Annotated in this window: 21 protein-coding genes; 16 read left to right on the top strand and 5 right to left on the bottom strand. The window is 48.0% G+C overall.

What is annotated here, in order from left to right; genetic code table 11:
• The first annotated feature begins 40 nt into the window (after positions 1–40).
• The 14 genes from murJ to B067_RS21700 all read left to right on the top strand — a co-directional run bounded on the left by murJ (position 41) and on the right by B067_RS21700 (position 16,241).
• Positions 41–1,645 (top strand): murein biosynthesis integral membrane protein MurJ, encoded by a 1,605-nt coding sequence (gene murJ / locus B067_RS0116405; protein WP_019531173.1) that lies wholly within the window; start codon positions 41–43, stop codon positions 1,643–1,645.
• Between the two features lie 145 nt (positions 1,646–1,790).
• Positions 1,791–2,723 carry a bifunctional riboflavin kinase/FAD synthetase gene (gene ribF / locus B067_RS0116400; protein WP_019531172.1) on the top strand — a complete coding sequence of 311 codons (933 nt, stop codon included), beginning with the start codon at positions 1,791–1,793 and terminating at the stop codon, positions 2,721–2,723.
• A gap of 51 nt (positions 2,724–2,774) precedes the next feature.
• Positions 2,775–5,591: an isoleucine--tRNA ligase gene (gene ileS / locus B067_RS0116395; protein ID WP_019531171.1), complete on the top strand. Its 2,817-nt coding sequence runs from the start codon at positions 2,775–2,777 to the stop codon at positions 5,589–5,591.
• Positions 5,592–5,598: 7 nt separating this feature from the next.
• Positions 5,599–6,096: a signal peptidase II gene (lspA, locus tag B067_RS0116390; protein WP_019531170.1), complete on the top strand. Its 498-nt coding sequence runs from the start codon at positions 5,599–5,601 to the stop codon at positions 6,094–6,096.
• Between the two features lie 330 nt (positions 6,097–6,426).
• Positions 6,427–6,864: an FKBP-type peptidyl-prolyl cis-trans isomerase gene (gene fkpB / locus B067_RS0116385; RefSeq protein ID WP_019531169.1), complete on the top strand. Its 438-nt coding sequence runs from the start codon at positions 6,427–6,429 to the stop codon at positions 6,862–6,864.
• An 8-nt stretch (positions 6,865–6,872) separates the two neighbouring features.
• The gene (ispH, locus tag B067_RS0116380) at positions 6,873–7,838 is read left to right on the top strand and encodes a 4-hydroxy-3-methylbut-2-enyl diphosphate reductase (RefSeq protein ID WP_019531168.1); all 966 of its coding nucleotides are present in this window, start codon (positions 6,873–6,875) and stop codon (positions 7,836–7,838) included.
• Positions 7,839–7,961: 123 nt separating this feature from the next.
• On the top strand, positions 7,962–8,135 hold the full coding sequence (locus B067_RS21885) for a PEP-CTERM sorting domain-containing protein (protein WP_156820870.1): 174 nt from the start codon (positions 7,962–7,964) through the stop codon (positions 8,133–8,135).
• A gap of 579 nt (positions 8,136–8,714) precedes the next feature.
• On the top strand, positions 8,715–9,308 hold the full coding sequence (locus B067_RS22185; RefSeq protein WP_019531166.1) for a GspH/FimT family pseudopilin: 594 nt from the start codon (positions 8,715–8,717) through the stop codon (positions 9,306–9,308).
• A gap of 16 nt (positions 9,309–9,324) precedes the next feature.
• A complete protein-coding gene (pilV, locus tag B067_RS0116365) occupies positions 9,325–9,810 on the top strand; it encodes a type IV pilus modification protein PilV (RefSeq protein ID WP_019531165.1) in 486 nt (161 codons plus the stop codon).
• Positions 9,807–10,856 (top strand): PilW family protein, encoded by a 1,050-nt coding sequence (locus tag B067_RS0116360; protein ID WP_019531164.1) that lies wholly within the window; start codon positions 9,807–9,809, stop codon positions 10,854–10,856. Before pilV ends, B067_RS0116360 begins: the two co-directional genes overlap by 4 nt.
• A 9-nt stretch (positions 10,857–10,865) precedes the next feature.
• On the top strand, positions 10,866–11,456 hold the full coding sequence (locus tag B067_RS0116355) for a pilus assembly PilX family protein (protein ID WP_019531163.1): 591 nt from the start codon (positions 10,866–10,868) through the stop codon (positions 11,454–11,456).
• 44 nt (positions 11,457–11,500) lie between these two features.
• Positions 11,501–11,818, top strand: coding sequence for a hypothetical protein (locus B067_RS0116350; RefSeq protein WP_019531162.1), 318 nt, complete (start codon positions 11,501–11,503; stop codon positions 11,816–11,818).
• A 39-nt stretch (positions 11,819–11,857) separates the two neighbouring features.
• Positions 11,858–15,709, top strand: coding sequence for a pilus assembly protein (locus tag B067_RS0116345; protein ID WP_019531161.1), 3,852 nt, complete (start codon positions 11,858–11,860; stop codon positions 15,707–15,709).
• A gap of 109 nt (positions 15,710–15,818) precedes the next feature.
• Positions 15,819–16,241 (top strand): type IV pilin protein, encoded by a 423-nt coding sequence (locus tag B067_RS21700; RefSeq protein WP_019531160.1) that lies wholly within the window; start codon positions 15,819–15,821, stop codon positions 16,239–16,241.
• A 311-nt stretch (positions 16,242–16,552) separates the two neighbouring features.
• Here B067_RS21700 and B067_RS0116335 read toward each other — a convergent pair whose 3' ends face one another.
• The 5 genes from B067_RS0116335 to B067_RS0116315 all read right to left on the bottom strand — a co-directional run bounded on the left by B067_RS0116335 (position 16,553) and on the right by B067_RS0116315 (position 21,951).
• A complete protein-coding gene (locus B067_RS0116335) occupies positions 16,553–17,110 on the bottom strand; it encodes a GspH/FimT family pseudopilin (RefSeq protein ID WP_169335589.1) in 558 nt (185 codons plus the stop codon).
• Positions 17,111–17,183: 73 nt separating this feature from the next.
• Complete coding sequence (locus tag B067_RS0116330) at positions 17,184–18,560, bottom strand: sigma-54-dependent transcriptional regulator (RefSeq protein ID WP_019531158.1); 1,377 nt, start codon at positions 18,558–18,560, stop codon at positions 17,184–17,186.
• Positions 18,561–18,571: 11 nt separating this feature from the next.
• Entirely contained in the window at positions 18,572–20,179 is a 1,608-nt protein-coding gene (locus tag B067_RS20735; RefSeq protein ID WP_019531157.1) for a sensor histidine kinase, read from the bottom strand.
• Positions 20,180–20,216: 37 nt separating this feature from the next.
• The gene (nadE, locus tag B067_RS0116320) at positions 20,217–21,065 is read right to left on the bottom strand and encodes an ammonia-dependent NAD(+) synthetase (RefSeq protein ID WP_019531156.1); all 849 of its coding nucleotides are present in this window, start codon (positions 21,063–21,065) and stop codon (positions 20,217–20,219) included.
• Between the two features lie 7 nt (positions 21,066–21,072).
• Positions 21,073–21,951, bottom strand: a complete 879-nt coding sequence (locus B067_RS0116315) for an outer membrane protein assembly factor BamD (RefSeq protein ID WP_019531155.1) — start codon at positions 21,949–21,951, stop codon at positions 21,073–21,075.
• A gap of 131 nt (positions 21,952–22,082) precedes the next feature.
• Here B067_RS0116315 and rluD point away from each other — a divergent pair, with 131 nt between their 5' ends.
• Positions 22,083–23,036 (top strand): 23S rRNA pseudouridine(1911/1915/1917) synthase RluD, encoded by a 954-nt coding sequence (gene rluD / locus B067_RS0116310; RefSeq protein WP_019531154.1) that lies wholly within the window; start codon positions 22,083–22,085, stop codon positions 23,034–23,036.
• Positions 23,020–23,769, top strand: a complete 750-nt coding sequence (gene pgeF, locus B067_RS0116305; RefSeq protein ID WP_019531153.1) for a peptidoglycan editing factor PgeF — start codon at positions 23,020–23,022, stop codon at positions 23,767–23,769. The genes rluD and pgeF overlap by 17 nt, the downstream gene beginning before the upstream one ends.
• Positions 23,770–23,843: the final 74 nt, after the last annotated feature.

The following is a 23,843-nucleotide window of genomic DNA, read 5'->3' as shown; positions in this document are numbered from 1 at the left end:
ATAAGCATAATGCAGCATCCTGTATCCCCCGGAGTTTTACTTGTCCCAAGCTAACGGCAGTACCGCCAGCGAACCTACCGTAGCAAAAGCCTCTGGCTTACTAAGGTCCAGCGCCGTGGTGGGAACTATGACCATGTTATCGCGGGTGCTGGGTTTGGCCCGCGACGTGGTAATCGCCAATTTTATCGGTGCCAGCGCTGCCGCCGATGCCTTTTTCGTCGCCTTTAAAATCCCCAACTTTATGCGTCGCCTATTTGCCGAAGGCGCTTTTGCTCAGGCTTTTGTGCCGGTGTTATCGGAGTATCGCAGCCAGCGCAGCCATGCCGAGGTGAGGGCGCTGCTGGATAGGGTGGCGGGTGCCTTGGGGGGTATCTTATTGCTGTTTACCCTGCTGGCGGTGCTGGCAGCACCGGTGTTGGGGGCGCTGTTTGCCCCCGGTTGGTATTTCCATGCCGAAGCAAAGTACCTGCTAGCCACCGAGATGATACGTATTACCTTCCCTTATTTATTACTCATTTCCCTCACCGGCTTTGCTGGTGCGGTGTTAAACAGCTATGGCCGTTTTGCGGTGCCTGCGTTTACCCCGGTGTTGCTGAATTTGTCATTAATAGGCTCTGCCTTATTGGCGGCGCCCTTATTTGCCGAGCCTGCCTTTGCCCTGGCTTGGGGGGTGTTACTGGCTGGGTTGATACAGTTTGTATTTCAAATCCCTTTTATTCATGCCCTTAAGCTCACCCCACGGCCCACCTGGGATTTGCAGCATGAAGGGGTGCGGCGCATTTTGCTGCTGATGGGGCCGGCCATCTTTGGGGTGTCGGTAAGCCAAATTAACCTATTGCTAGATACCGTGCTGGCCTCGTTTTTACCCAGCGGCAGTGTGTCGTGGTTGTATTACTCCGACCGCTTGGTGGAGTTACCGCTGGGAGTGTTCGCCATTGCCATTAGCACGGTGATACTCCCCGCGTTGTCTAGGCATCAGGCCGATAGCTCGCCCGCGGCCTTTGCCCACACCATGGATTGGGCTATACGCATGGTGTTGCTGATCGCCGTGCCATCGGCGGTAGCCTTATTGATTTTGGCTGAGCCCATACTCATCACCTTGTTCCAGCGCGGTGAAATGACCCCCGCCGATGTGGCCATGGCTACCCTAAGCCTGCGCGCTTATAGCTTGGGTTTGTTGGCTTTTATGATGATTAAGGTGTTGGCGCCGGGTTATTACTCGCGGCAGGATACCAAAACCCCAGTGGCCATAGGTATTAAGGCCATGGTGGCCAATATGCTGCTGAATATCGCCTTTGTGGTGCCACTGCATATGTACTGGCAGTTGGGTCATGTGGGCCTAGCCTTGGCCACCTCGTTAGCGGCTTTTTTAAACGCGGCTCTGTTGTATCGCGGCCTGCGTAAAGCGGGTGTGTACCAGCCTTTAGCGGGCATGGTGGCTACGGTGTTACGTATCAGCATAGCGGCGCTGGTAATGGCGGCGGCGCTGTATTATTTATTACCCGCAACCAGCCAGTGGCTGGCTTGGGATTGGTGGCAGCGCACGCTAAACATATTGCCGCTGTGTGCCGCCGGTGCCGCCGCTTACTTTGTCGCCTTGCTATTGATGGGCGCACGCCCCCAGCATTTTAAGGTGCAGCACTAGCGCTAGCTGATTACTTGTAGCTTACCACTTGCGGCTTGCAGCTGCGCTAACCCTAAGCGCTATGCCCTGCGCCCTATGCGTAGGGCGTTCCCTGCTATATAATCTGCCGTTTATTTTATCCAGCTAAGGTCTACCCCCTACAGTAATGGAGCTAATTCGCGGCATACATAATTTGCGCCCTCGACACCGAGCTTGCGTCGCCACGATAGGGGCTTTTGATGGCGTACATCGCGGCCATCAGGCGGTGTTAAATGCGCTGATTGCCAAGGGCCGGGATATGGGTTTGCCCACTACGGTGGTGGTATTTGAGCCTTTGCCCCGCGAGTTTTTTGCCCCCAGACAGGCGCCGCCGCGCTTAATGAGTTTTAGGGAGAAGTTTTTAGCTCTAAAGCAGTTAGGCATAGATAGAATATTACGGGTGCGCTTTGATGCCCATTGTCGCGATATGGATGCTGGCGAGTTTGTACAGCAAGTCTTTGTCGATGGCTTGGCGGTTAAGTACATAGTGGTAGGCGATGATTTACATTTTGGCCATAACCGTGAAGGCGATTTTGCTTTTTTAAAGGAGTATGGCGAGCGCGTAGGTTTTAAGGTGAGTGATACGCAAACCTTGGTGGCCGATGCGCAGCGTATTAGCAGCTCCCGTATACGGGAGGCACTGCAAGCCTCCGACTTTGCTCTAGCAGAACAGTTACTGAGCCGGCCTTATAGCATTACTGGCCGGGTAATTTTGGGCCAGCAATTGGGCCGCACCTTGGGCTCGCCCACGGCCAATGTGCAGCTGCGCCGTATACAAACCGCCATGAGTGGTGTTTATGCTGCGCAGGTGCGCTTGCGCGATGGCCGTTTATGCAATGCGGTGGCCAATGTAGGCACTAGGCCCACGGTAGGCGATTTAATTAAGGCTATATTAGAAGTGCATCTATTAGCATTTGATGAACTTTTATACGGCCAAAACATAGAAGTTATATTTCGTCATAAAATCCGTGATGAGCAAAAGTTTGCCTCATTGGAGGCGTTAAAAACGCAAATACATAGCGATATACACGCTGCGCAGGCCTTTTTTGATAAGGCATAAACGCTGTACATTTTTAGCACTAATAGACAGAAGTCGAGTGACCCCAACGCCATGAGCGATTACAAACAAACCTTAAACCTACCCAAAACAAAGTTTGCCATGAAGGCTAACTTGGCTCAGCGTGAGCCGCAAATGTTAAAAGCTTGGCAAGAGAAAAATCTCTACCAAAAAATTCGCGAGGCGCGGGCGGGTAAGCCGCAATTTATTTTGCATGACGGCCCTCCGTACGCGAACGGCAATATACACATAGGCCACGCGGTTAATAAAATCCTTAAAGATATTATTGTTAAGTCTAAAACCCTTAGCGGTTTTGATGCCCCCTATGTGCCAGGTTGGGATTGTCACGGCCTGCCTATAGAGCTAAACGTAGAGAAAAAAGTCGGCAAGGCTGGGGTTAAGGTTGATGCTTCAGTATTTCGCAAAAAATGCCGTGAGTACGCGCAAAAACAAGTCGAAGGGCAAAAGAAAGACTTTATACGCCTAGGTGTTTTTGGCGAATGGGATAACCCCTACCTCACCATGAACTTTACTAACGAGGCCGATATTATTCGCGCCTTGGGAAAAATCGCCAACAACGGCCATTTGCAAAAAGGCTTTAAGCCCGTGCACTGGTGCATGGACTGTGGCTCGGCGCTGGCCGAAGCGGAAGTGGAGTATAAAGATAAGCAGTCACCGGCTATCGATGTCGCCTATGAAGTGGTGGATAAAGCTGCGCTGTTAAACGCCTGTGGTGTACAGGGTGATGTCAACGGTAGTGTGGCGGTGGCTATTTGGACCACCACGCCTTGGACCTTGCCTGCCTCGTTAGCGGTTAGCCTGCATGCCGAATTAGATTATGTGTTAGTAGCCTTTGAGTTGGACGGCACACCGCGTGCGGTATTAATGGCTGACGCCTTACATGAAGCAGTGATGCAGCGTTATGGCGTAGACAGCTTTGAAGTGCTGGGCAGCTGTAAAGGTCAGGCCTTAGAAAAGCAGTTAGTACAACATCCTTTTTACGATAAGCAATTACCTTTATTGCTAGGCGAACACGTGACTACTGATGCCGGTACCGGTGCGGTACATACTGCCCCCGGCCACGGTGTAGACGATTTTAATGTCTGCCAACACTACGGCATAGCCGTATACAACCCGGTAGGTTCTAACGGTGTGTACTTACCGGAAACGGAATTGTTTGCTGGCCAGCATGTGTTTAAAGCTAACGACAAGGTGATAGAGCTGTTGCGCGACAATAATGTATTGCTGCACTACGTAGCTATTGAACACAGCTACCCACATTGCTGGCGTCATAAATCCCCCATAATTTTTCGCGCCACACCGCAGTGGTTTATTAACATGCAGCAAAACGGTTTGTTGAAGCAGGCGTTATCTGAAGTTGAAAATGTCGAGTGGATACCCGGCTGGGGTAAGGCGCGCATACAATCTATGCTGAATGGCCGTCCGGATTGGTGTGTGTCACGTCAGCGTACTTGGGGCGTGCCTATCACCTTGTTTATACACAAAGAAACCGCCGAGTTACATCCCGATTCGCAACGCCTAGTAGAAGAAGTGGCGCTGCGAGTGGAAGAGAAGGGTATAGATGCGTGGTTTGATTTAGAGCCGGAAGAATTACTCGGTGCTGACGCCGCCAACTACGAAAAAGTTACCGATACTTTAGATGTGTGGTTTGATTCAGGCGTAACCCACTCCAGCGTGTGCGATAGACGAGAATACTTAAATAATCCTGCCGATTTATATTTGGAAGGTTCGGATCAGCATAGAGGCTGGTTTCAATCGTCTTTATTAACCTCAGTGGCCATGAACGGTGTTGCGCCTTATAAGGCGGTATTAACTCACGGTTTTACCGTGGATGCCGAAGGCCGCAAAATGTCTAAATCGGTGGGCAATGTGGTAGCGCCACAAACGGTAATGAATAGCCTAGGTGCCGATATATTACGCTTGTGGGTGGCGGCGGCAGATTACCGCAATGAGATGACGGTCAGTGATGAGATTTTTAATCGCACCGCCGACTCGTATAGACGTATGCGTAACACCGCACGCTTTTTGCTTTCTAACCTAGACAGCTTTGAGCCTACCCAGCACAAAGTTGATGTCGACCAGTTGTTGGTATTGGACCGCTGGGTGATAGATGCTGCCGCATGTCTGCAAGACGAAATTGTGGAAGCCTACGACAGCTATCAATTTCATGTGGTGTATCAAAAATTACATAACTTCTGTGTTAATGAGTTGGGTGGCTTTTATCTGGACGTGATTAAAGATCGCCAGTACACCACCCAATCCGACAGCTTGGCGCGACGCTCGGCGCAAACCGCCATGCATTATATTATTGAAGCCTTCACCCGTTGGATAGCGCCTATCTTAAGCTTTACCGCTGATGAATTATGGGCGCATATACCCGGCGAGCGCGAAGAGTTTGTGTTTATTAGCGAGTGGGCCGCGTTACCTAAGATGGCCGACAGCGCCGAGATGGGCCGCACATACTGGCGCGATATTATGGCGGTAAAAAATGCCGTTAATAAACAGCTGGAAGCCGCCCGCAAAGAAGGCATAGTCGGTGCATCACTAGCCGCTGATATTACCCTTTACTGCGACGGCAGCCTGGCCGAAAAACTTAGTGCCTTGGGTGATGAGCTGCGCTTTGTGTTGATGACGTCGACTACCACCATCAAACCTCTGGAGGCATCTAACAATGCCACTAGCACTGAGCTAGAAGGTTTGGATGTGGCGGTAAGCGCCAGTGCTTACGAGAAGTGTGATCGCTGCTGGCATCACAGTGACGATGTGGGTAGCTCAGAACCCCACCCTTTGTTGTGTGGCCGCTGTGAGTCTAACGTAGACGGCGAGGGCGAAAAGCGTTTATACGCTTAAGACTACCATGAGTCATACCCTACGTTTTACCTGTTATATGTTGCTGGCGCTGGTACTGGTATCAGTGGACCAGTGGACTAAAACACTGGCCGACAGCCAACTGCAATATGGTAATCCCATAGCAATATTGCCGGTGTTTAATTTAATGCTGCAATATAATCAGGGTGCAGCCTTTAGTTTTTTAAGTGATGCCGGCGGCTGGCAGCGCTGGTTTTTTACCGCCATCTCAGCGGTGGTGAGTGTTGCTTTGGTGGTGTGGATTTATAAATTAAAGCCACAAGAAAAAATGCTGGCCGTGGCGTTGACGTTTATTTTAGGCGGCGCCATAGGTAATTTATGGGACAGAGTGATGTTAGGCCACGTGATTGATTTTATTTCAGTGCACTGGCAAAGCAGTTACTTTCCCGCATTTAATATCGCCGATTCTGCCATCACTATAGGTGCGATATTAATGATTTTAGATATGATTGTTAATCCTGAGCACCATAAAGGCAGTAAGGGTTAAGTTTTACTGACTACGAAGCACCCAATTTCTCCTTGGGAGTCGCCGAGCAACGGAGATATTTAACGGTACGCAGTAGCGAGCACTGTTTGAGCATTTTTTGATTAAATATCAAAAAATGTGAGTTGCGCAGCGGCCGTTAAATATTGAGTAGCGCAGGGCAGCCACAAGGTGGCCGACGTACTAGGAGTGTGCTTTCTTTTGGTTCGGTTTTCTTTGCACAAGCAAAGAAAATGAACTCGCTCAGGAGAGCGAAACAAAAGGCTGGCTTGGGTAACTAATAATTTTCAAACCTATGTTTGAATGGCATGAAAGAAAGAATAGAAGAGCGATATGACTACATTGATAGGCCCAGAAACCAGCGTCACCCTGCACTTTGAACTCAAGTTCGAAAATGGTGACATTATCGACAGCAACTTTGAAAAATCACCGGCCACTTTTGTGATCGGTGATGGCAGCCTGCTGCCCGGTTTTGAAAAAAAACTATTCGGCCTAAGCTCGGCAGAAAAAGCGACCTTCACAGTGCTACCTGAAGATGCTTTTGGCCAGCCCAACCCCAACAATATACAGAGCTTCAAGCGCGATACCTTTGCTGAAGATATGGATTTGCAAGAAGGCTTGATCATTTCCTTTGCCGATGCCAGCCAGTCGGAATTACCCGGCGTGATTAAATCTGTAGATGATGAGGTGGTTATTGTCGACTTTAACCACCCTTTGGCGGGCGAGTACATTATCTTTGACGTAGAAATTATTGCGGTAGCAGCCGCCTGAGAATAGCTATGAGTACCTCCAGCGCGATACAGATTAAATTAGCCAACCCGCGCGGTTTTTGTGCCGGTGTTGATAGAGCCATAGAAATCGTCAACCGCGCATTGTCGATTTTCGGTGCGCCTATTTATGTGCGTCATGAAGTGGTGCACAACAAATTTGTGGTGGATGATTTACGTAATCGCGGGGCGATTTTTGTCGATGAGCTACACGAGGTCCCCGATGACAGCATAGTGATATTCAGTGCCCACGGCGTGTCACTAAAAGTGCAGGAAGAAGCCCGGCAGCGTGGCCTGCGAGTATTTGATGCCACTTGCCCCTTAGTGACCAAGGTGCATATGGAAGTGGCTAAATTTTCTCGCGATGGCCACGAGTGCATATTGATCGGCCACAAAGGCCACCCCGAGGTAGAAGGCACCATGGGCCAGTATGATCACGCCAAAGGCGGCGATATATACCTAGTGGAAGATGTAGAGCAGGTGCAGCAATTAGCTGTGCATAATGCGGACGCACTCTCCTATGTGACTCAAACCACCCTCTCTATGGACGACACCGCCCAGGTTATCGACGCCCTGCGAGCGAAATTTCCCAAAATCGCCGGCCCCCGTAAAAACGATATATGCTACGCCACCCAAAACCGCCAAGATGCGGTGAAGCAGCTGGCTGCTGAATGTGACCTTATGCTGGTAGTGGGCTCGCCTAATAGCTCCAACTCCAACCGCCTGCGAGAGCTGGCCCAGCGCATGGGTACTGAGTCCTATCTTATCGACACCGCCGACGATATAGAGTCCAGTTGGCTACATAATAAAAAAACCATAGGCATTACTGCCGGCGCCTCAGCCCCTGATGTGCTGATTAAGCAGGTTATAGAGCATCTTTGTGAAATGGGAGCTGAGAGCCCCATAGAAATGGAGGGTGTAGAGGAGAATATTACCTTTTCGCTGCCTAAAGAGTTAAGGCTCTACCCTGTCGAATAAATTTGCACTTAATGTTTTTTTTTAATCTTTTTTATTAAATATATTATATATTTCAGTTGGTTATCGTTCTTGGCTTATATTTTGCAAGTTTTTAATGAGGATCAATCACACTATGGAAATAAAATGAAAAAATTAATATTAGGTAAAATTTCAATAGCATTGTCTGCTTTGCTAGCGAGTAATGCTGTGTTGGCTGTCACCACAGCTCCGCCAGTCTCTGTTTCTGAGCCAGGTACATTTGCTTTGTTGGCAGCGGCTATTACCGTTATGGCCATTGTTCATAAAAAGCGTAAGTAATATACTTTTATTGTTGTTCCTTGCATGATTTGAACAAGTGATAATGTTCAGATCATGTGAGGCATTCCCCCTCCATTTGCCGCGGATGATGAGAGTTATTAAGCCAAAATTATTCATCTATTACGCTCCTGATTAAATACTTAATTCCCAGCTTTCCTGAATGTTGTACGATGGACTGGCTCCATGCGACAACCCGTTATCTGCCCTATGAGCAAGCAATTTAGCCCAAGCCTCGCTATTGCAAATGGCTTTACCCTATATTCCTTATAGTTGAGCCATTCTTCGGTATGCGGATATTTTCATATTCAGCTCTTTGATTCAATTCATTGTTAATGATATGCGCCATGCTTAGCCCTGTAATCGTTAGGTGCTGGCAATTGATATTGCCAAAAGCCGTTTAATGGCGATTATATTTGTTGTTAATTAATGTAGTGCTTAGCCGTTATCCCGTATGTATCGAGCATGATGTGAGGTGTTTGGGTAAGTGTCCTTCATCTCTAATTATCCCCGTTTGTCCGGACGACATTGTGTTATAAAAGTATTTAATTATTATCTAGCATGTTGAAGTTGAGAGTGTCTATGAACAAAATTAATCGAAAAGCATCAGGGTTTACGCTGATTGAGCTGATGATAACAATCTCTATTGTGGCTATTTTGGTGGCGATAGCGGTACCGTCTATGCAGAATACGCTTGAGAAAAATAGCGTTTCGACGTCATTGAGCGAGTTTTCGTCGTCTTTGCGTTTGGCTAGGGCTGAGGCAATAAAACGTAGTCGATTTGTGGTGGTGTGCCCGAGTTCCGATCAGGCTACATGTACGGGTACATGGGCAGAGGGTTGGTTGGTTTTTGAAGATGTCAGTGGCAATAATGCCTTAGATGTCGGCACTGATGACATTATTCGTGTTCATACGGCGCTTAGCTCTGATAACACTTTGTTGTGGAGCACTAAAGGATCCCTTGCATGGAGTAATGGTGTGGCGTCTAGCGTTCAATATAATAGCCGAGGTTTGATTACTAGTGCTGAAGGTACATTCAAGATATGTAGCCGAAGTGGCAGGGCTGAGTATGCGCGAGCGCTGGTGTTAACGCTGATTGGTAGCCTTAGGTATGGTATAGACGGCGATAATAATAATATTTATGAAGATGAATCAGGAGGCGATTTATCGTGTTAGTAATAAGGTGGGCATTATGAGAAAGGCTAATTTAGGCGTTGGCTTAATTGAAGTCATGGTATCGGTGTTGGTGTTGTCCGTGGGGCTGCTGGGGTTGCTGGGCCTACAATCGTCAGTGATGCGCTTCAATCAAGGGGCGCTTTATCAAACCCGGGCCACCATTTTAGCCCAAGATATTATGGATAGAATGAGGTCGAACCGTAGTAAGGCTAGCCTTTATATTAGCGATCTTGGCAGTGCCGCGCCTTCGTATACTAACTGCGCTACTTCAACGGCGAATTGCACCCTGTCTGACTTGGCTTTATACGATTTAGCAACCTGGAAAAATGATGTGGCAAGAGTCTTGCCCGATGGTAAAGGGCAGGTGGTGATTGCTCTAGGCACGCCTGATGTCGTTGTAGTTACCTTACAGTACGATGCCAGCCACAGCGAGGGCGCCACTAAGTTTTCGCAAGACAACCCTATTCCGCCCAAACAACACAGTTTCAGGACGGTTTTATGATGAGTGTAAGCGCTGCAACGGCTAAGGGTTTTAGCCTCGTTGAATTACTGGTGGCTATGGCATTAAGTTCGGTGCTATTGGGCGGTATTATCCAGGTTTTTATAGGGAGTAAGCAGGCTTACTCCTTTAATGAAGAGCTAGGTTGGATTCAAGAAAATAGCCGTTTTGCTGTTGAGTTTATGAGCCGCGATTTACGTATGGCGGGGTACTGGGGCTGTAATAAAGATATTCCGGTGGTGGATACTCTTAACCCAATAGGGGGCACGGGGTGGCAGGGGGCTTTTGGTAATGGCCTAGGCGGCTTTAATGGCGATGACACCGGCAATGCGGCGTTTACTACCAGTGAGTTTCCGCAACCGACACCGCCAGTGGTAGCGTCGGGTACCGTGCCTAGAAGTGATGTACTAACGTTATCGCGCTTAGATAGTAGCCAGTCTTTTAGTGTTACGGCCCATAATCCTGCTTCAGCTGTCATGACAATCGGTAGCCACCCTTTCAACGATGGGGATATATTAGTTGTGTCTGACTGCGGGCATTCAGCCATCTTTCAACATGCGGGTAGTAACCCCGGTAAGGTGGTGCATAACACGGGTACTGGCACCCCAGGTAACAGTACTAACGCTTTAGGTACGCCTCTTGGGACATCCTATACCTATGGCAATAACGGCCCCGCCTCTGTGATGCGGGCAATGTCCTCGGCTTATTATGTTGATGTTGCCAGCAATGGCCTGCCGGCATTATTTGTGCGGTCGTTGGCAAATAATGCTGCAACAACCTCCAGTGAATTGATTCAGGGTATTGAAAACTTACAAGTATTATACGGCGAAGACCTGACCGCCGATGGCAGCCCGAATAGGTATGTTGATGCGAGTAATGTTGGGGTGTGGACGAATGTAACTGCCGTTAAAATTCACTTGCTGGCGCGCTCACTTCAAACCGTCGCATCCGAGCCGCAAGACTTTAGTTTTATGGGTGTCACGTATACCCCCACTGACCGTTTTCTCCGCCAGGAGTTTGTATCAACGGTTAAAATTCGTAATAGGTAGGAGCGGGTAATGAAGCATAGGCAATCTGGCAGCGTATTATTATTTAGCCTTATGATTTTATTTATACTTTCTTTGGTTGGCGTGGCCTCTATGGACAACGTTACCTTGAATGAGCGTATGGCCAGTAATTATCGCGAGCATGATTTTGTGTTTCAAGCGGCCGAGGCCGCCTTGGCTGAAGGCGAAAATGCGGCCTCAAACTACACGCTGGCTTTTAATGCCGCTGATATTCAAACCGGCTGTAGTGGCGCAAGCTGTTTTACAAGTACCTGCGCTAATGGCTTTTGTTTTAATGGCAGTTATCCTTCCGGCGGTGTATGCACAGAAACACAATTAGCGACTCCGCTGTGGCTGCAGAGTGTCACGTGGACAACGGCGGGCAGGGCTAGGGAATCTATAGCGAACTTCCCAACACTGCCGACCAAGCCCAAATATATTATTGAGTTTGTATGTTATGTAGTGGCTGATCCAAATGCAGGTACCCCAACTGCGGCCCCTACATATGATTCGAGCTGGGCAAAAATGTATCGAATCACAGCCTACGCAGAGGGGCCTACGGGCGGGTCAAGAGCAATGGTGCAATCTACATTTAAACAATAGAGCCAGTTAGGTTATTAAAAACAGTTAGGTTGAGGGTGGTCAGCATGAAAAAGCAAGTAACGATATATTTAATCTGCATCTGGATGTTAGCGGTTGCTGCACCGGCTTATGCGGTTACTCTGGTTAATGAAACTGCTCCAATAGCGAGTGGTAGCCAGGTAAATAACAGTTTTCTTAATGGGCGGCTTATTGCCCGCCATGAAAATGGACGGCTTGATACCTCGGTAGGCCAATATCAAATTACTGCAGGGGTTGATGTTGATGATCGCAGGCCAGCAGCTCAATGGTATAAGGCATCTACGAAGGCCAATATTCAAATCGAACTAAAAGCAGGTCGCTTAGTTCGAGTGGTAATTTATTAACGGTAGTTTTTACGGCGTGTTTTGTAACAAGGTGAACTCATGAATATTTTAACCAAGGCAGTTGTCGTTGCCATCAACACAACCACTGCGCGTTTGTGCCACTTGCTTATGTTGGCGCTGGCCATTTCCTCACTCAATACTGCACAGGCTGCAACGACGATTGGAACAGCACCGCACTATGCGGCGGTGCCTCCTCTTATTGACTTGAGCGGCTCGGGGGACAAACCCAATGTATTAATTATTCTTGATAATTCTAATAGTATGGATGAGGCCCCAAATGGCTCGGCGGTGGGTAGTGATAATGCGGGCAGTAAATCCGAAATTGCTAGGAATGCGGTTAAAACCGTTATTAATAGTTTTGGTGATGTTTCTCGATTGGGGTTAATGTCTTATCAACAGAGCAGTGTAAATGCCAACCATATACATAACTCTCCCTACGATGTGAGTTTTGACCCCGCTAATTACGATCCTAATTATAATGGCTCTAGAGATTCTTTAACGAAGAAGTACCGTACCCCCAATTCAAGTAATCCAGGCGCCTATCTTTACTATAATATAGCGCTACCTTTTTATTCTAGCTCTAATCAGGGTAGCGCTTTCTGTCGTTCAGCTACCGCTGATTTTGATAATGGTGCCGAAGTGTACCCAGCTGGCCCTTGGGATACCCATGAGTGTTTTAGTGATAAAACAGACGCTAGTGATACTTTTAATTCTGGTTTTTCATCGTCAATCGGTAATTATAGTTTTGTACCTTCTGATAGTGATTTGGCACAGGGGATATTGGATTTCGGCAGGTTTTTTACTTGGAATTATGTTGGCAAAACCTGGTTTTCTAATGTATCACCCGGCAAGGGTATGCTGCATGTAGGTATTAATGATGTTGATGCGGCGCATAAAACGAAATTATTGAATAAGCTGGCAACCTCGCAATTTACTACAGCCACAGACACCCCGCTTCGCAATGCTGGCTTAACACCTATTCAAGGGACGCTGCAAAGTGCTGCGTCCTATTTTAATAGTAGCTTGACGCCTGCAGAAACTGCTGCCGGCGCAAGCACTGCCTTACCTACGGCCAATGTGTGTAGTGCCAATAGTAACTTTGTTGTTTTAGTAACTGACGGCCTTCCTTCGGTGGACGCGTCTGGTACTGAAGTTACTAATACGGCTACGGCGGTAGCGGCTGCCGCCACTGAAGCGGCAAATTTGCTCAGTGCGGAAGGTGTTAAAACCTATGTGGTGGCTTTTGCATTGCCTAATGGGGTTGATCCATTACTCTTTGATCAAATTGCTAGTGCTGGTGGCACCACAAATGCGTATATAGCGGGTGATTCTGCAGCATTAAATACGGCATTAGGCAGTATTTTTCTTAATATTTCTAATCGCCTGTCATCGGCTACTGGTGCGGCGGTATTGGCGAATAGTAGCCAGGGTGGCGGCGCTATATTCCAGGCGAACTATACGCCGAAAGTTATTGATGCTGGCAATAGAGAAGTTAATTGGGTAGGTGGCCTTTCAGGATTATTTATTGATGAGAAAGGCTATTTGCGGGAAGACAGTAACGGCAATAAAACATTGGATGGTTATGATACCGATGCTGTTGTTGTGTATTTTTATGACACATCGGTAGCGCCAAATCGAACTCGTATTCGCAGCTACCTCAGTGGAGCTGCTGACACTGTACCAAACTTTGCTACCGTGACGCCCAGCATTAAAGAAATTGAGGACTTGGACGTACTATGGCAAGCTCGCGATAAGTTGGCTGCGTTGACAAATGTCACTGCGCAGCGAGCTTATGATGATAGTGCTGCCGGTGGCCGCCATATACTAACATCCGTTGATGGCGCGAATTTAACTGATTTCATCACCTTGAGCCCGACTGACTTGGCCGCATTAGCTGCAGCTGAGAGTAGTGCCCTCTCGGTACTTAATGCGGCTCAAGCTGATGTTATTGCTGCCGTTGGTTCGACCCAAGTAATTATTGATGCGGCAGATGCCGCTTTGATAGCGGCCCAAGCAGCGTTTAATCAAGCTAGTTTGGCAGCATTAAATTCTACTTTCCTTAATTATTTAATGGAGTCTAGTGGTACCAATGCGAATCAATTGGTTAATTATATTCGTGGTGAAGAGCAAGTTGGATCACGTTCAAGAACGATTGATATAGATGGTGATGGGACCCCCGAGGTGTGGAGGTTGGGTGATATTATTCATTCAACTCCAGCGTTGGTTGCGGCACCGAGTGAAAACTATGATGCGCTGTATAACGATAAAACCTATGCCGCCTTTAGGGAGCTGTATAAAAATCGTCGTCATATGGTTTATGTGGGCGCTAATGACGGCATGTTGCATGGCTTTAATGCTGGGTTTTGGGACAAAAATCAGAAAAAGTATGAGCTTGATGATGCGTTTGTGAATGGCACTAGTAGCCTTACTGCTCATCCACTGGGTACTGAGCTATGGAGCTATATTCCTCGCAGTGGGTTGCCGCATTTGCGGTGGCTAAAAGATGCTGGATACGCGCATTCGTATTATGTTGATGGTGAACCAAAAACCTTTGATGCCAATATTTTCCCTGCCGATGCTGTCCACCCTTATGGTTGGGGCACTGTATTAGTGGTTGGTATGAGGCTGGGCGGGGGAGAAATTGCCGTAGATAGTGATGGTGATGGCACAACCGATACTACGACTTACTCATCGTATATTATTATGGATGTGACAAATCCCGAAGCGCCACCAACATTAATTGCAGAAGTTTCACATAGTTCGCTGGGCTTTACCACGAGTGAGGTTGGTGTAGTTAAAAAACGCATAGCACTAAGTGGAACCGATTATGTGTCAACGTCTACAAATGATTGGCATTTGGTATTTGGTTCTGGCCCCGATACTTTGTCGGATGTAACGTCAACGGCAACGGCTAAAGTGTTTGTATATGACCTCATTACTAAGGCTTTTATAACAGACTTTGCGCCCAAGGATTTAGGTATTGCTGCAAGTTTTGTGGGCAATGTGGAAGTGGCAAACTGGGATGGCAATTTTATTGATGATACCGCTTATTTTGGTGTCATCGGCGGCACGCCAAGCGCACCAGTAGGCAAACTGATGCGGTATCAGTTGGATGCACCGTCGTCGTCGGCTATCTCTACGTTACTAGATACTAGCAGGGCTACTGTAGGGCAACCCCTTCCTACTATTGATGGCAACGGCCGTAAGTGGGTTTATTTTGGCACGGGCAGGCTATTTGATGAAGGTGATAACCTTAGTGTGCCATTGCAGCGTTTTTACGGTGTGATGGAGCCTGTTGATAGTGCTGGGGCAGAAACTTGGACTGAAGTGACATTGTCTACAGTCGAAGATGTTACTGATATCCGGGTATTTGAAGATGGTTATATCGATAAAGTTGGTGGCGGAGCAGTTGAAATACCTTCGGGTACCGCTCTGACAACATTTGATGAATTAAAATATGCACTGCCTAAAAATAAAGGAGGGTGGTTTCGAGATTTGAACCCATCATCGGGGGCTAGCGATCCTAGTGGCCGCAATGTGAACTACGCGGTGAAGGCTAGATCTATTATCTTATTTGTTGAGTACACCCCTTCCGGCCTTAGCTGCCAGCCAGAAGGGACCAGTGTTTTGTACGGTGTTGATTTTCAAACGGGAACGGCTACGCCGTTCACTGTATTTGGCTCTAATTCAAGCACGCAGCATAATACGGCCAATCTTTCAGAGTTGTATACGGTGTTAGGGCAGGGTCTAGCTGGGCATCTAAGCCCCACTAGTGGTGATGGTGACGGCGTACGTTATTCAGATTCGACCGGTAAAACGGGGAACGTAGGGCTTGATCTTGGCGGCTCGGCGGGAGGACGTCAATCTTGGCTAGAGATTGAGTTAAAGTAAATGGTGTACTGCCTTGATGACTTATTTCAAGGCAGCCTTTTTATGAATATGTTGTTGTTATAATGATCGAATTTAAATATAAAGTGAGCAGTTAAGGAGTAAGGGCGCAGTGTATCGAAATAAAGGTTTTACATTAATTGAAATAATGATTGTGCTGGCTATTATTGCCATCTTAGCAACAATAGCCAATTCGTCTTATCAGAGTAGCGTTATAAAATCTTGTAGAGCAGACGGGCGTATAGCGTTAACTGAAGCTGCGGCTAGGCAAGAGCGACTTTATTCTGAAACGCTATCATATGTAGATAATAGCGGTCTTAGCCGCCTAGTAATCAATGCTAATGGGTCAAGTTCACCGGAAGGTTGTTATACCATGTCTGTTACCAACCCTTCTTGCGGCGGGCCTCCCTATACTTGCTTTACTGTTACAGCAACTGCGGCAGGAAAGCAGGTAGGCGATACGGAGTGTGCGACATTATCGATTAATAATTTGGGGCAAAAAACGTCTACTGGCGGAGGGACAAGATGTTGGTAGCTAGGGCGACCATCGGTTGCCTATCCGCAACTGTATGAACGCGTTTTAGATGTCTCAGTGAGTGAATGGAATACTGCAAGCAGGTCTGAGTTGCTCATATTTATACCGACTTAGCCAACAGTTCGATATAGGTAAGTAAATCAATATCTGCTTGCAACACTGGAGCACGCTGAGGTGGCTTGGTTGCAATTACCTACAGCCACACAAACTCAATGCCGAAAGATTGTAGAGGTTTAATCTCTACTTATAAAAGGCTTTTTAACAGTTTGTGTGAGTCTACTTCCATGTTTTTCAATTTCATGTGTTGGCTTTTAATTACACAAAAGTGGCGTGCTTGTGTCTATTATGCCGTCACCATTAATGTCTTTTTCATGACGTATGCGACCTGTTCTATTGATTACAATCCTGCGTGCTAAGGTTAGGTCTCGGTTGGATGGGCAGTAGGTTATATTTCCCCACTTTCCATTTGTGTATCCTCTGGCGTTAAATTGCAGATATTTGTTACCAGAAGTTCGTAAGTTTAAGTTTCCAAAGCCATCGGGTATCAGGTCTGAAACTCTAAATATAGTATCGTCTCCATTAACCTTTTCGTTTTTATCGTAGTCGGTAAATAGGATTAGTTGTTGGTTCCAGTCATCCACGCACGTTACTAAATCAATTGATGGGCAAATAGTTGTGTAGGCATTGGCTGAAATAGCTTGTTGTCGAGTAAGGTAGATGAGCTTGCTTAGCTTATTAATTACTACAGTGGAGCGTTGTTTATCTAGCATATGGCTTAGTGACGGCGCTGTTACCATTAATAAAATAGATAGAACTGCTAAGCTAAATAATATGTTAGAAAGCGTGAACCCTAAAGAAATGCTTTTCATAGCGACCATCCTTGGTTGCGTTGATTATTGTTATGTCAGCCGATTTTACCTAAAAGTCACAGCTGTGCAAATTTTAATCATCATCCAGCCCCAACTTCTTAACCCTATGCCGCATTTGTCTAAAGGATATACCCAGCAGCTCGGCGGCGGCAGTTTTATTCCAGCGGCAATGCTCTAGAGCTTTTTTAAGAGCGGCAGTTTCTATTTGTTCTAGGTAGCCATCCAGGTCGCCAAAGGCAGCCTCAGCGGATGGGATATCGCTGGCGGCTTCTGTAGGATTACTATTGTTAGTGCTACCGCTAGCGGGGATGATGAGTTGTAAGTCGTGGGCTTCAATCCTATTGCCTTCGCACAGGGTGGCGGCTCGCTCTAAGGTGTTTTCTAATTCTCTCACATTGCCGGGGAAGCTGTGCTGGTTGAGGGCGGTGATGGCGCTAGCGCTGAGTGTGGGCTTTTCGGTTTGCCACTCTTGGGCCAGTTTACTGAGACTAAAGTCGGCGAGTAGAGGAATGTCTTCTCTGCGCTCGCGCAGTGGCGGTACGTTCAGCTCTATCACATTGATGCGATAAAATAAGTCATTGCGAAAGCGCTCGCGTTCCACTTCGTGGTTTAAATCTTTATGGGTGGCGCTGAGTATACGCACGTCTATAGACACTTCCTCATTGCTGCCCACTTTGCGTACGGCCTTTTCTTGGATGGCTCGCAACAGTTTCACTTGCATGGGTAAGGGGAGATCGGCGACCTCATCAAGAAATAAGGTGCCACCATTGGCCGCTTCAAATAAACCGATTTTATTATCGATAGCGCCGCTAAAGCTGCCCTTAACATGGCCGAAAAATTCGCTTTCCATTAACTCCGAAGGAATGGCGCCGCAGTTAACGGGAATAAAGGCGTTGCTGCTGCGAGGGCCGTTGCTATGTATTAAGCGGGCCACTACTTCTTTACCGCTGCCCGACTCGCCGCTGATGTATACCGGTGCCTGGCTGCGAGCCAGTTTATTGATTTGGCCGCGAAGTTTTTGTATAGCAGGGGCATTGCCTAGTAGCTGCACTTGCCCAAACTGTGGGTTGCTGTCAGTGAGTTCTAGCTTTAGCGCGGTTTCGATGAGTTGTCTGAGTCTTTCCAAATCTATAGGCTTATTAACAAAATCAAAAGCGCCGGCTTTGAGTGCGCTAATGGCGGTTTCTACGCTGCCAAAAGCGGTGATCATGGCGACGGGCAGCTCGGGCAGCTGATGTTGTATGTGCTCGATAATATCTAGGCCTTGGCCATCGGGCAGTTTCATGTCGGTTAGGCAGAGGTGAAACTTGGTGTCGCTGTTGAGCAGGGTCAGCGCCTCCGCTACGGTGGCGGCGCTACTAGTGTTAATCCCCATGCGGCTAATGGTGATTTCTAGTAGCTCGCGTATATCGGGCTCATCATCAATAATTAAAATATGTGCTTTAGTCATAAGTCTATTTTTTACTTTAGGGGCGTATTTTGGGATAGGCGCTTTTCGTGATGAGCAAAGCTAAGCCTAAAAGTACTTTTGCCATTATTGATGAGATAGTCCAAACGTATCTGGTTAGCTTCGCACATTTCGCGGGCAATAAACAAACCCAAGCCTGTGCCTGAGGTTTCGGTAGTGAAAAAAGGTTCAAATAAATGTGCCTGCTGCTCAGGGGCTATGCCATCACCGTCGTCTACTATATCTAAGTAGGGCAGTTTTTTAGTGTTATCAAGATTAGCTATCAGTTGTAAGCTACCTTGGCCCGTTTTCTTTTTGCTATAGCGTATGCCGTTTTCCATCAGATTGCCTAATACTTGCTGTAATTGGCTGCTATCTACCGTGGCTAGGCAATTGCTTTGTAGCGATAGCAATCGAATAATGGCGTCGGGGTGGTGTTGGGTGAAATCGGTAATAAATTGTTCCAGCCATTCATTGAGATTAATCGTTTCTATCTTGGGCGCTTTGCGGCGCGATAGTTGTAAAATATTTTCTATCACCTGATTCATGCGTTGGCAGTGGCTTTGAATAATGCCGCTAAGGCGTAAGTCGGCGGCATCTAAGTGGGTGGACTCTTTTAGTAACTGTGCCGCATGGCTGATGGCACCTAAGGGGTTGCGTATTTCGTGGGCGATGCTGGCGGTGAGCCTACCTAGCGAGGCCAGTTTAATATCTTGGGCGCGCTGGGTAATTTGGCGATTGTCTTCCAGAAAAATTAAGCTTTCTTTTTCATTGTCTAAGCCTGAAAAGTTGGCCTGCACTTCGGGGCTGAATTCAGAAATTTGAAAAGGGTTGTGGCGTATGCTGGGGTTCGCACGCCATTGCGAGAGTTGTTTGAATAAAATCGGCGGTAGCATAGTGCTATTGTTGTTGGCTAATAAATCTTTAGCGGCTTGATTGCAGGTAGTGATATGTCCGTTGTTATCGCTAACAATAATACCGGTTTGCATGCGCTGCACAATCAGCTGATTGAGCCGTTCCTGTCGCTGAGCTTCGGCGGCGCTATGCTCGGCTTCTAGTTGCGATTTTCGCATGCGTCGCGATAGCGATTGAATGAAAAAGCTAGTGGCAAATAAGACTAAGCCTAAAACTCCACTAGGGAATATGTTGGATTGGCTAATGTAATCCTGTGAAATGAGATGGAAGGTGTCTGCTAGTAAAAAAATGCTGGCTATGGCGGCAATCAGTGTGGCTACTTGCCCGGTAATGACTATGCTGCTGGCGGCAATAATCACCACCAGTAATATGCCTAGGCCACTTTTAATACCGCCGGCACTGTCAGCAATTAATATAATGGCGATTATGTCTATAAAAAATGTGAGAAATAAGCGCTGTTTACCTAAGGGCTTGAGCCGTGGCAGTATAAAAGCGCAGCTCATAAGATTAACAATCAGGTAGCTGTAACCTGCGTATAAAAAAAGACCCGGTTTAACATTACCTACTAAGCGGTTTTCATCAAAAAAATAAAAACTGAATAACAGCGCTGCAGCCAGAATTAACCGGTAAACACTGTAGACCTTGAGTAAGGTAAGGTTTTGTACCTGTGTTTTTTGTTCGGCTAATTCTAGGCTGGAGTTTTTCAACGTAGGGCCACTGAGTGATTATTGTGTGTGTAAGCCGCTAGTGATGGTAAATCGTGGGTATAGGGGCGCGTTTGTGTTGGGTTTTAGTATAGATGCTTATTATTTTTTCTAGTATCGCTGGTTCTACGGTTTTGCCCTCTAAAAAGTCATCCAGTTGTTGGTAGCTCATGCCTAGGGCATCTTCATCGGTTTTTTGCGGGCTTAGGCATTCTAAGTCGGCAGTAGGGGCTTTGTTAACCAGTTGTTCGGGCGCGCCTAGGTGCTGCGCTAATTGCTTTACCTGGCGCTTGTTAAGGCCAAATAGCGGCGCTAAGTCACAGGCGCCGTCGCCCCATTTGGTAAAAAATCCGGTGATGTTTTCGGCGGAGTGGTCGGTGCCTAACACTAAACCGCCGACTATGCCGGCTATATGATATTGCCCCACCATACGCGTGCGGGCTTTGACATTACCTTTAGAAAAGTCTATCGCGGCCTGCGGGGCGTTAAGCAATTGGCTTTGCTGTAGGGCGAGCAAAGTTTGTTCGTGTATGCCCTCGGCGCCCAGTTTGATGTTTAGGCTTAGCCTATGGCTGGGTTGAATAAAACCCACCGCCGCTTGCGCATCTTCTTCATCGGCTTGCACGCCAAAGGGTAAGCGTACGGCTATAAACTGATAGTCATTGCCGCCCATTTCTTCATTAAGCCCATTAACGGCCAGCTGCGCCAAGCGGCCACAGGTGGTGGAGTCTATGCCGCCGCTAATGCCCAGTACCAGTTTTTTTAAGCCAGAGTTGACTAGCTGCTTTTTGATGAAAGCTACACGGCGTTGAATTTCAAAACCCACATCTATATGCGGAAGTACCCGCATTTCTTCAATAATTTGTTGCGCAATATCAGTGTTAGTCATATTAGTGTTAACGAATCATGTAATCGGGGCGGTTATCAAATTTAGGCGGATCCGCTCTATCAAACAGCCCTAGGGTTAGCTTGTTAATAGTAGAGCCTTCTTCATCCTGTAAGGTGAACTTGGCGATAAAGCGGCCTTTTTTATCTAAAGAGGGGTGCTTGGGATGATTATGCGCCAGTACTTTTAGCGAATTTTCAGCTAGGTCATCCATACCCAAAAGCATATAAGCCTGAATCATAACCGCTAAGCCATCGGCCACGGCGGGGGTTTGGCTGTAATTCTCAACCACATAGCGGCCACGGTTAGCGGCGGCGACATAGGCTTTGCGCTTAAAATAGTAGTTGGCAACGTTGATCTCGTAGCGTGCCAGACGGTTGCGCAGGTAGACCATACGCGCTCTGGCGTCGGGGGCATAGCTGCTGTCGGGGTAGCGGTACAGCAGCTGGCGAAAGTCTTCAAAGGCTTTTAATGCCGAGCCGGGGTCGCGCTCAGTCATGTCGGTGGGCATAAACTGGTCTAGAAAGCCGTCGCCCTCGGTGTAGTTGGCCAAGCCTTTCATATAATAGGCATAGTCAACGTTGGGGCTTTGTGGGTGCAGGCGTATAAAACGATCGGCTGAGGCTATGGCGGCTTCTGGCTCTAGGCTGCGTAAATGGGCATAGATAATTTCCAGCTGGGACTGCTCGGCATAGGGGCCAAAGGGGAACCTAGCCTCTAATAGCTGAAAGCGCTTTACCGCAGTATCAAAGCGCATATCATCCAGACTTTGTTGGGCTCGGTCGTATAACTCCCGCTCTGTCATATCCTGCGGGGAGACATCGTCAGTGGCGCAGGCGCTTAAGCCTAGCGCCGCGCTCAGAAAAATGGCCTTAACTACTCTGTTCATTCAACGATATCCCCAAAATTCATATACAATGCGGCTTATTGTTCCCGCAAGGTCTTGCTAGATGCAAGCCCGGTATTTAACCACAGCCACCGTTTCGCATAAAGTGCGCTGCTTATAAATAAAGGCCCCTAATGGCAGAAACTATCCAATTGCACGCACAAGTCCCTGAAGACTTGCGCGGCGCTCGCTTAGATCAAGTAGCAGCGCAGTTGTTCCCCGATTACTCCCGCGCTCGCTTACAGTTGTGGATAAAGGAGGGCGTGCTTACTGTAGACGGCGAAGTAAAGAAAACCAGGGATAAGCTAATAGGCGGCGAACAGCTGGCGCTAGCGGTAGAAGTGGAAAACGAAGAGCGTTGGGAAGCTGAGCCTATAGCTCTAGATATTATCTATGAAGATGATGCCGTATTAGTGATTAACAAGCCTGCCGGCCTAGTGGTACACCCCGGGGCAGGCAATGGCAGCGGCACCTTATTAAATGCCATACTCTACCACTATCCCGATTCAGCCAGCGTGCCCAGAGCGGGCATAGTGCATAGGTTAGATAAGGACACTTCGGGCTTGATGGTCGTGGCCAAAACCCTAGCAGCACAAAATCATTTGGTTAACCAGTTACAGGAGCGCACCGTACATAGAGAGTACGAGGCCGTATGCATGGGTCGTATGACCGGCGGCGGTACCGTTGATGCCCCCTTGGCTAGGCACCCCAAGCAGCGTAAAAAAATGGCCGTCTCCACCATAGCGGGCAAAGAGGCGATTACCCATTACCGGGTGATTAAGCGCTATGTGCACCATACCCATGTGCGCTGCATGCTGGAAACAGGCCGCACTCACCAAATTCGCGTACACATGGGGCATATTAAATACCCGCTAGTGGGCGACCCTATGTATGCCGGCAGGCCGCGTATACCCAAAGGGGCCAGTACCGAGCTTATCGAAACGCTGCGCAGTTTTGGTCGTCAGGCCCTGCACGCTAGGCGTTTAGAGTTGATGCACCCTGATAGCAACGAGTTGGTATCTTGGGAAGTCGACCTGCCTGCCGATATGCAACATTTATTGAGCGTATTGAGTGAGCACGACAGCTAAGCTCCAGCATTTTATCAAGCCAGACTGGCCCGCCCCCGACAACGTAGTGGCTTGGGCCAGCACCCGCCAGGGCGGTGTTAGCCTACCGCCTTATAGCAGCTTAAACCCCGCCGCCCATGTGGGGGATGCGGCTGCTAGCGTGCAGCGCAACCGGCAAATTATTAGCCAACAGTGTCGACTACCCGCAGAGCCAGCATGGCTTAAGCAAACTCACAGCACGGATATCGTCGAGCTGCCGTCAGCGCAGTTAGATGCCGATGGCGCTACCACCACTGCGGCTAACTGCGTGTGCGTAGTGCAAACCGCCGACTGCTTACCACTATTACTCTGTGATCAGGCGGGGCAGCAAGTGGCGGCCATTCATGCCGGCTGGCGAGGCTTGGCGGCTGGCATAGTCGAACAAGCAGTATCCCGCATGCAGGCGCCACCGCAGCAGTTATTGGTGTGGCTGGGGCCAGCTATTAGCGGCCAGCATTTTGAGGTGGGGGCTGAGGTTTACGCGCAGTTTGTCGCGCGCCATAGTCAAAATCGCTACGCCTTTGTGGCCAGCGAGCGACCACAATATTATATGGCCGATCTCTATCAATTGGCGCGTAATCATTTACAAGCTGTTGGGGTGACAGCCATATACGGTGGCCAGTACTGTAGCTATGCCGACCCTCAGCGTTTTTATTCCTACCGTCGCGATGGCGTCACCGGCCGCATGGCTAGTTTGATCTATCGCAAGGCTTAGGCTTTTCTTTTGACTGCTAGCTTGATATTGGCCAATATGCCCACACTACACTGTTATAAGTCACTATTATTAAT

This window comes from Dasania marina DSM 21967 (assembly GCF_000373485.1).
In the GTDB taxonomy this organism is placed as follows: domain Bacteria; phylum Pseudomonadota; class Gammaproteobacteria; order Pseudomonadales; family Dasaniaceae; genus Dasania; species Dasania marina.
Note: the sequence above shows the minus strand (reverse complement) of the source record. Positions and strands in the feature narration are given on the sequence as shown.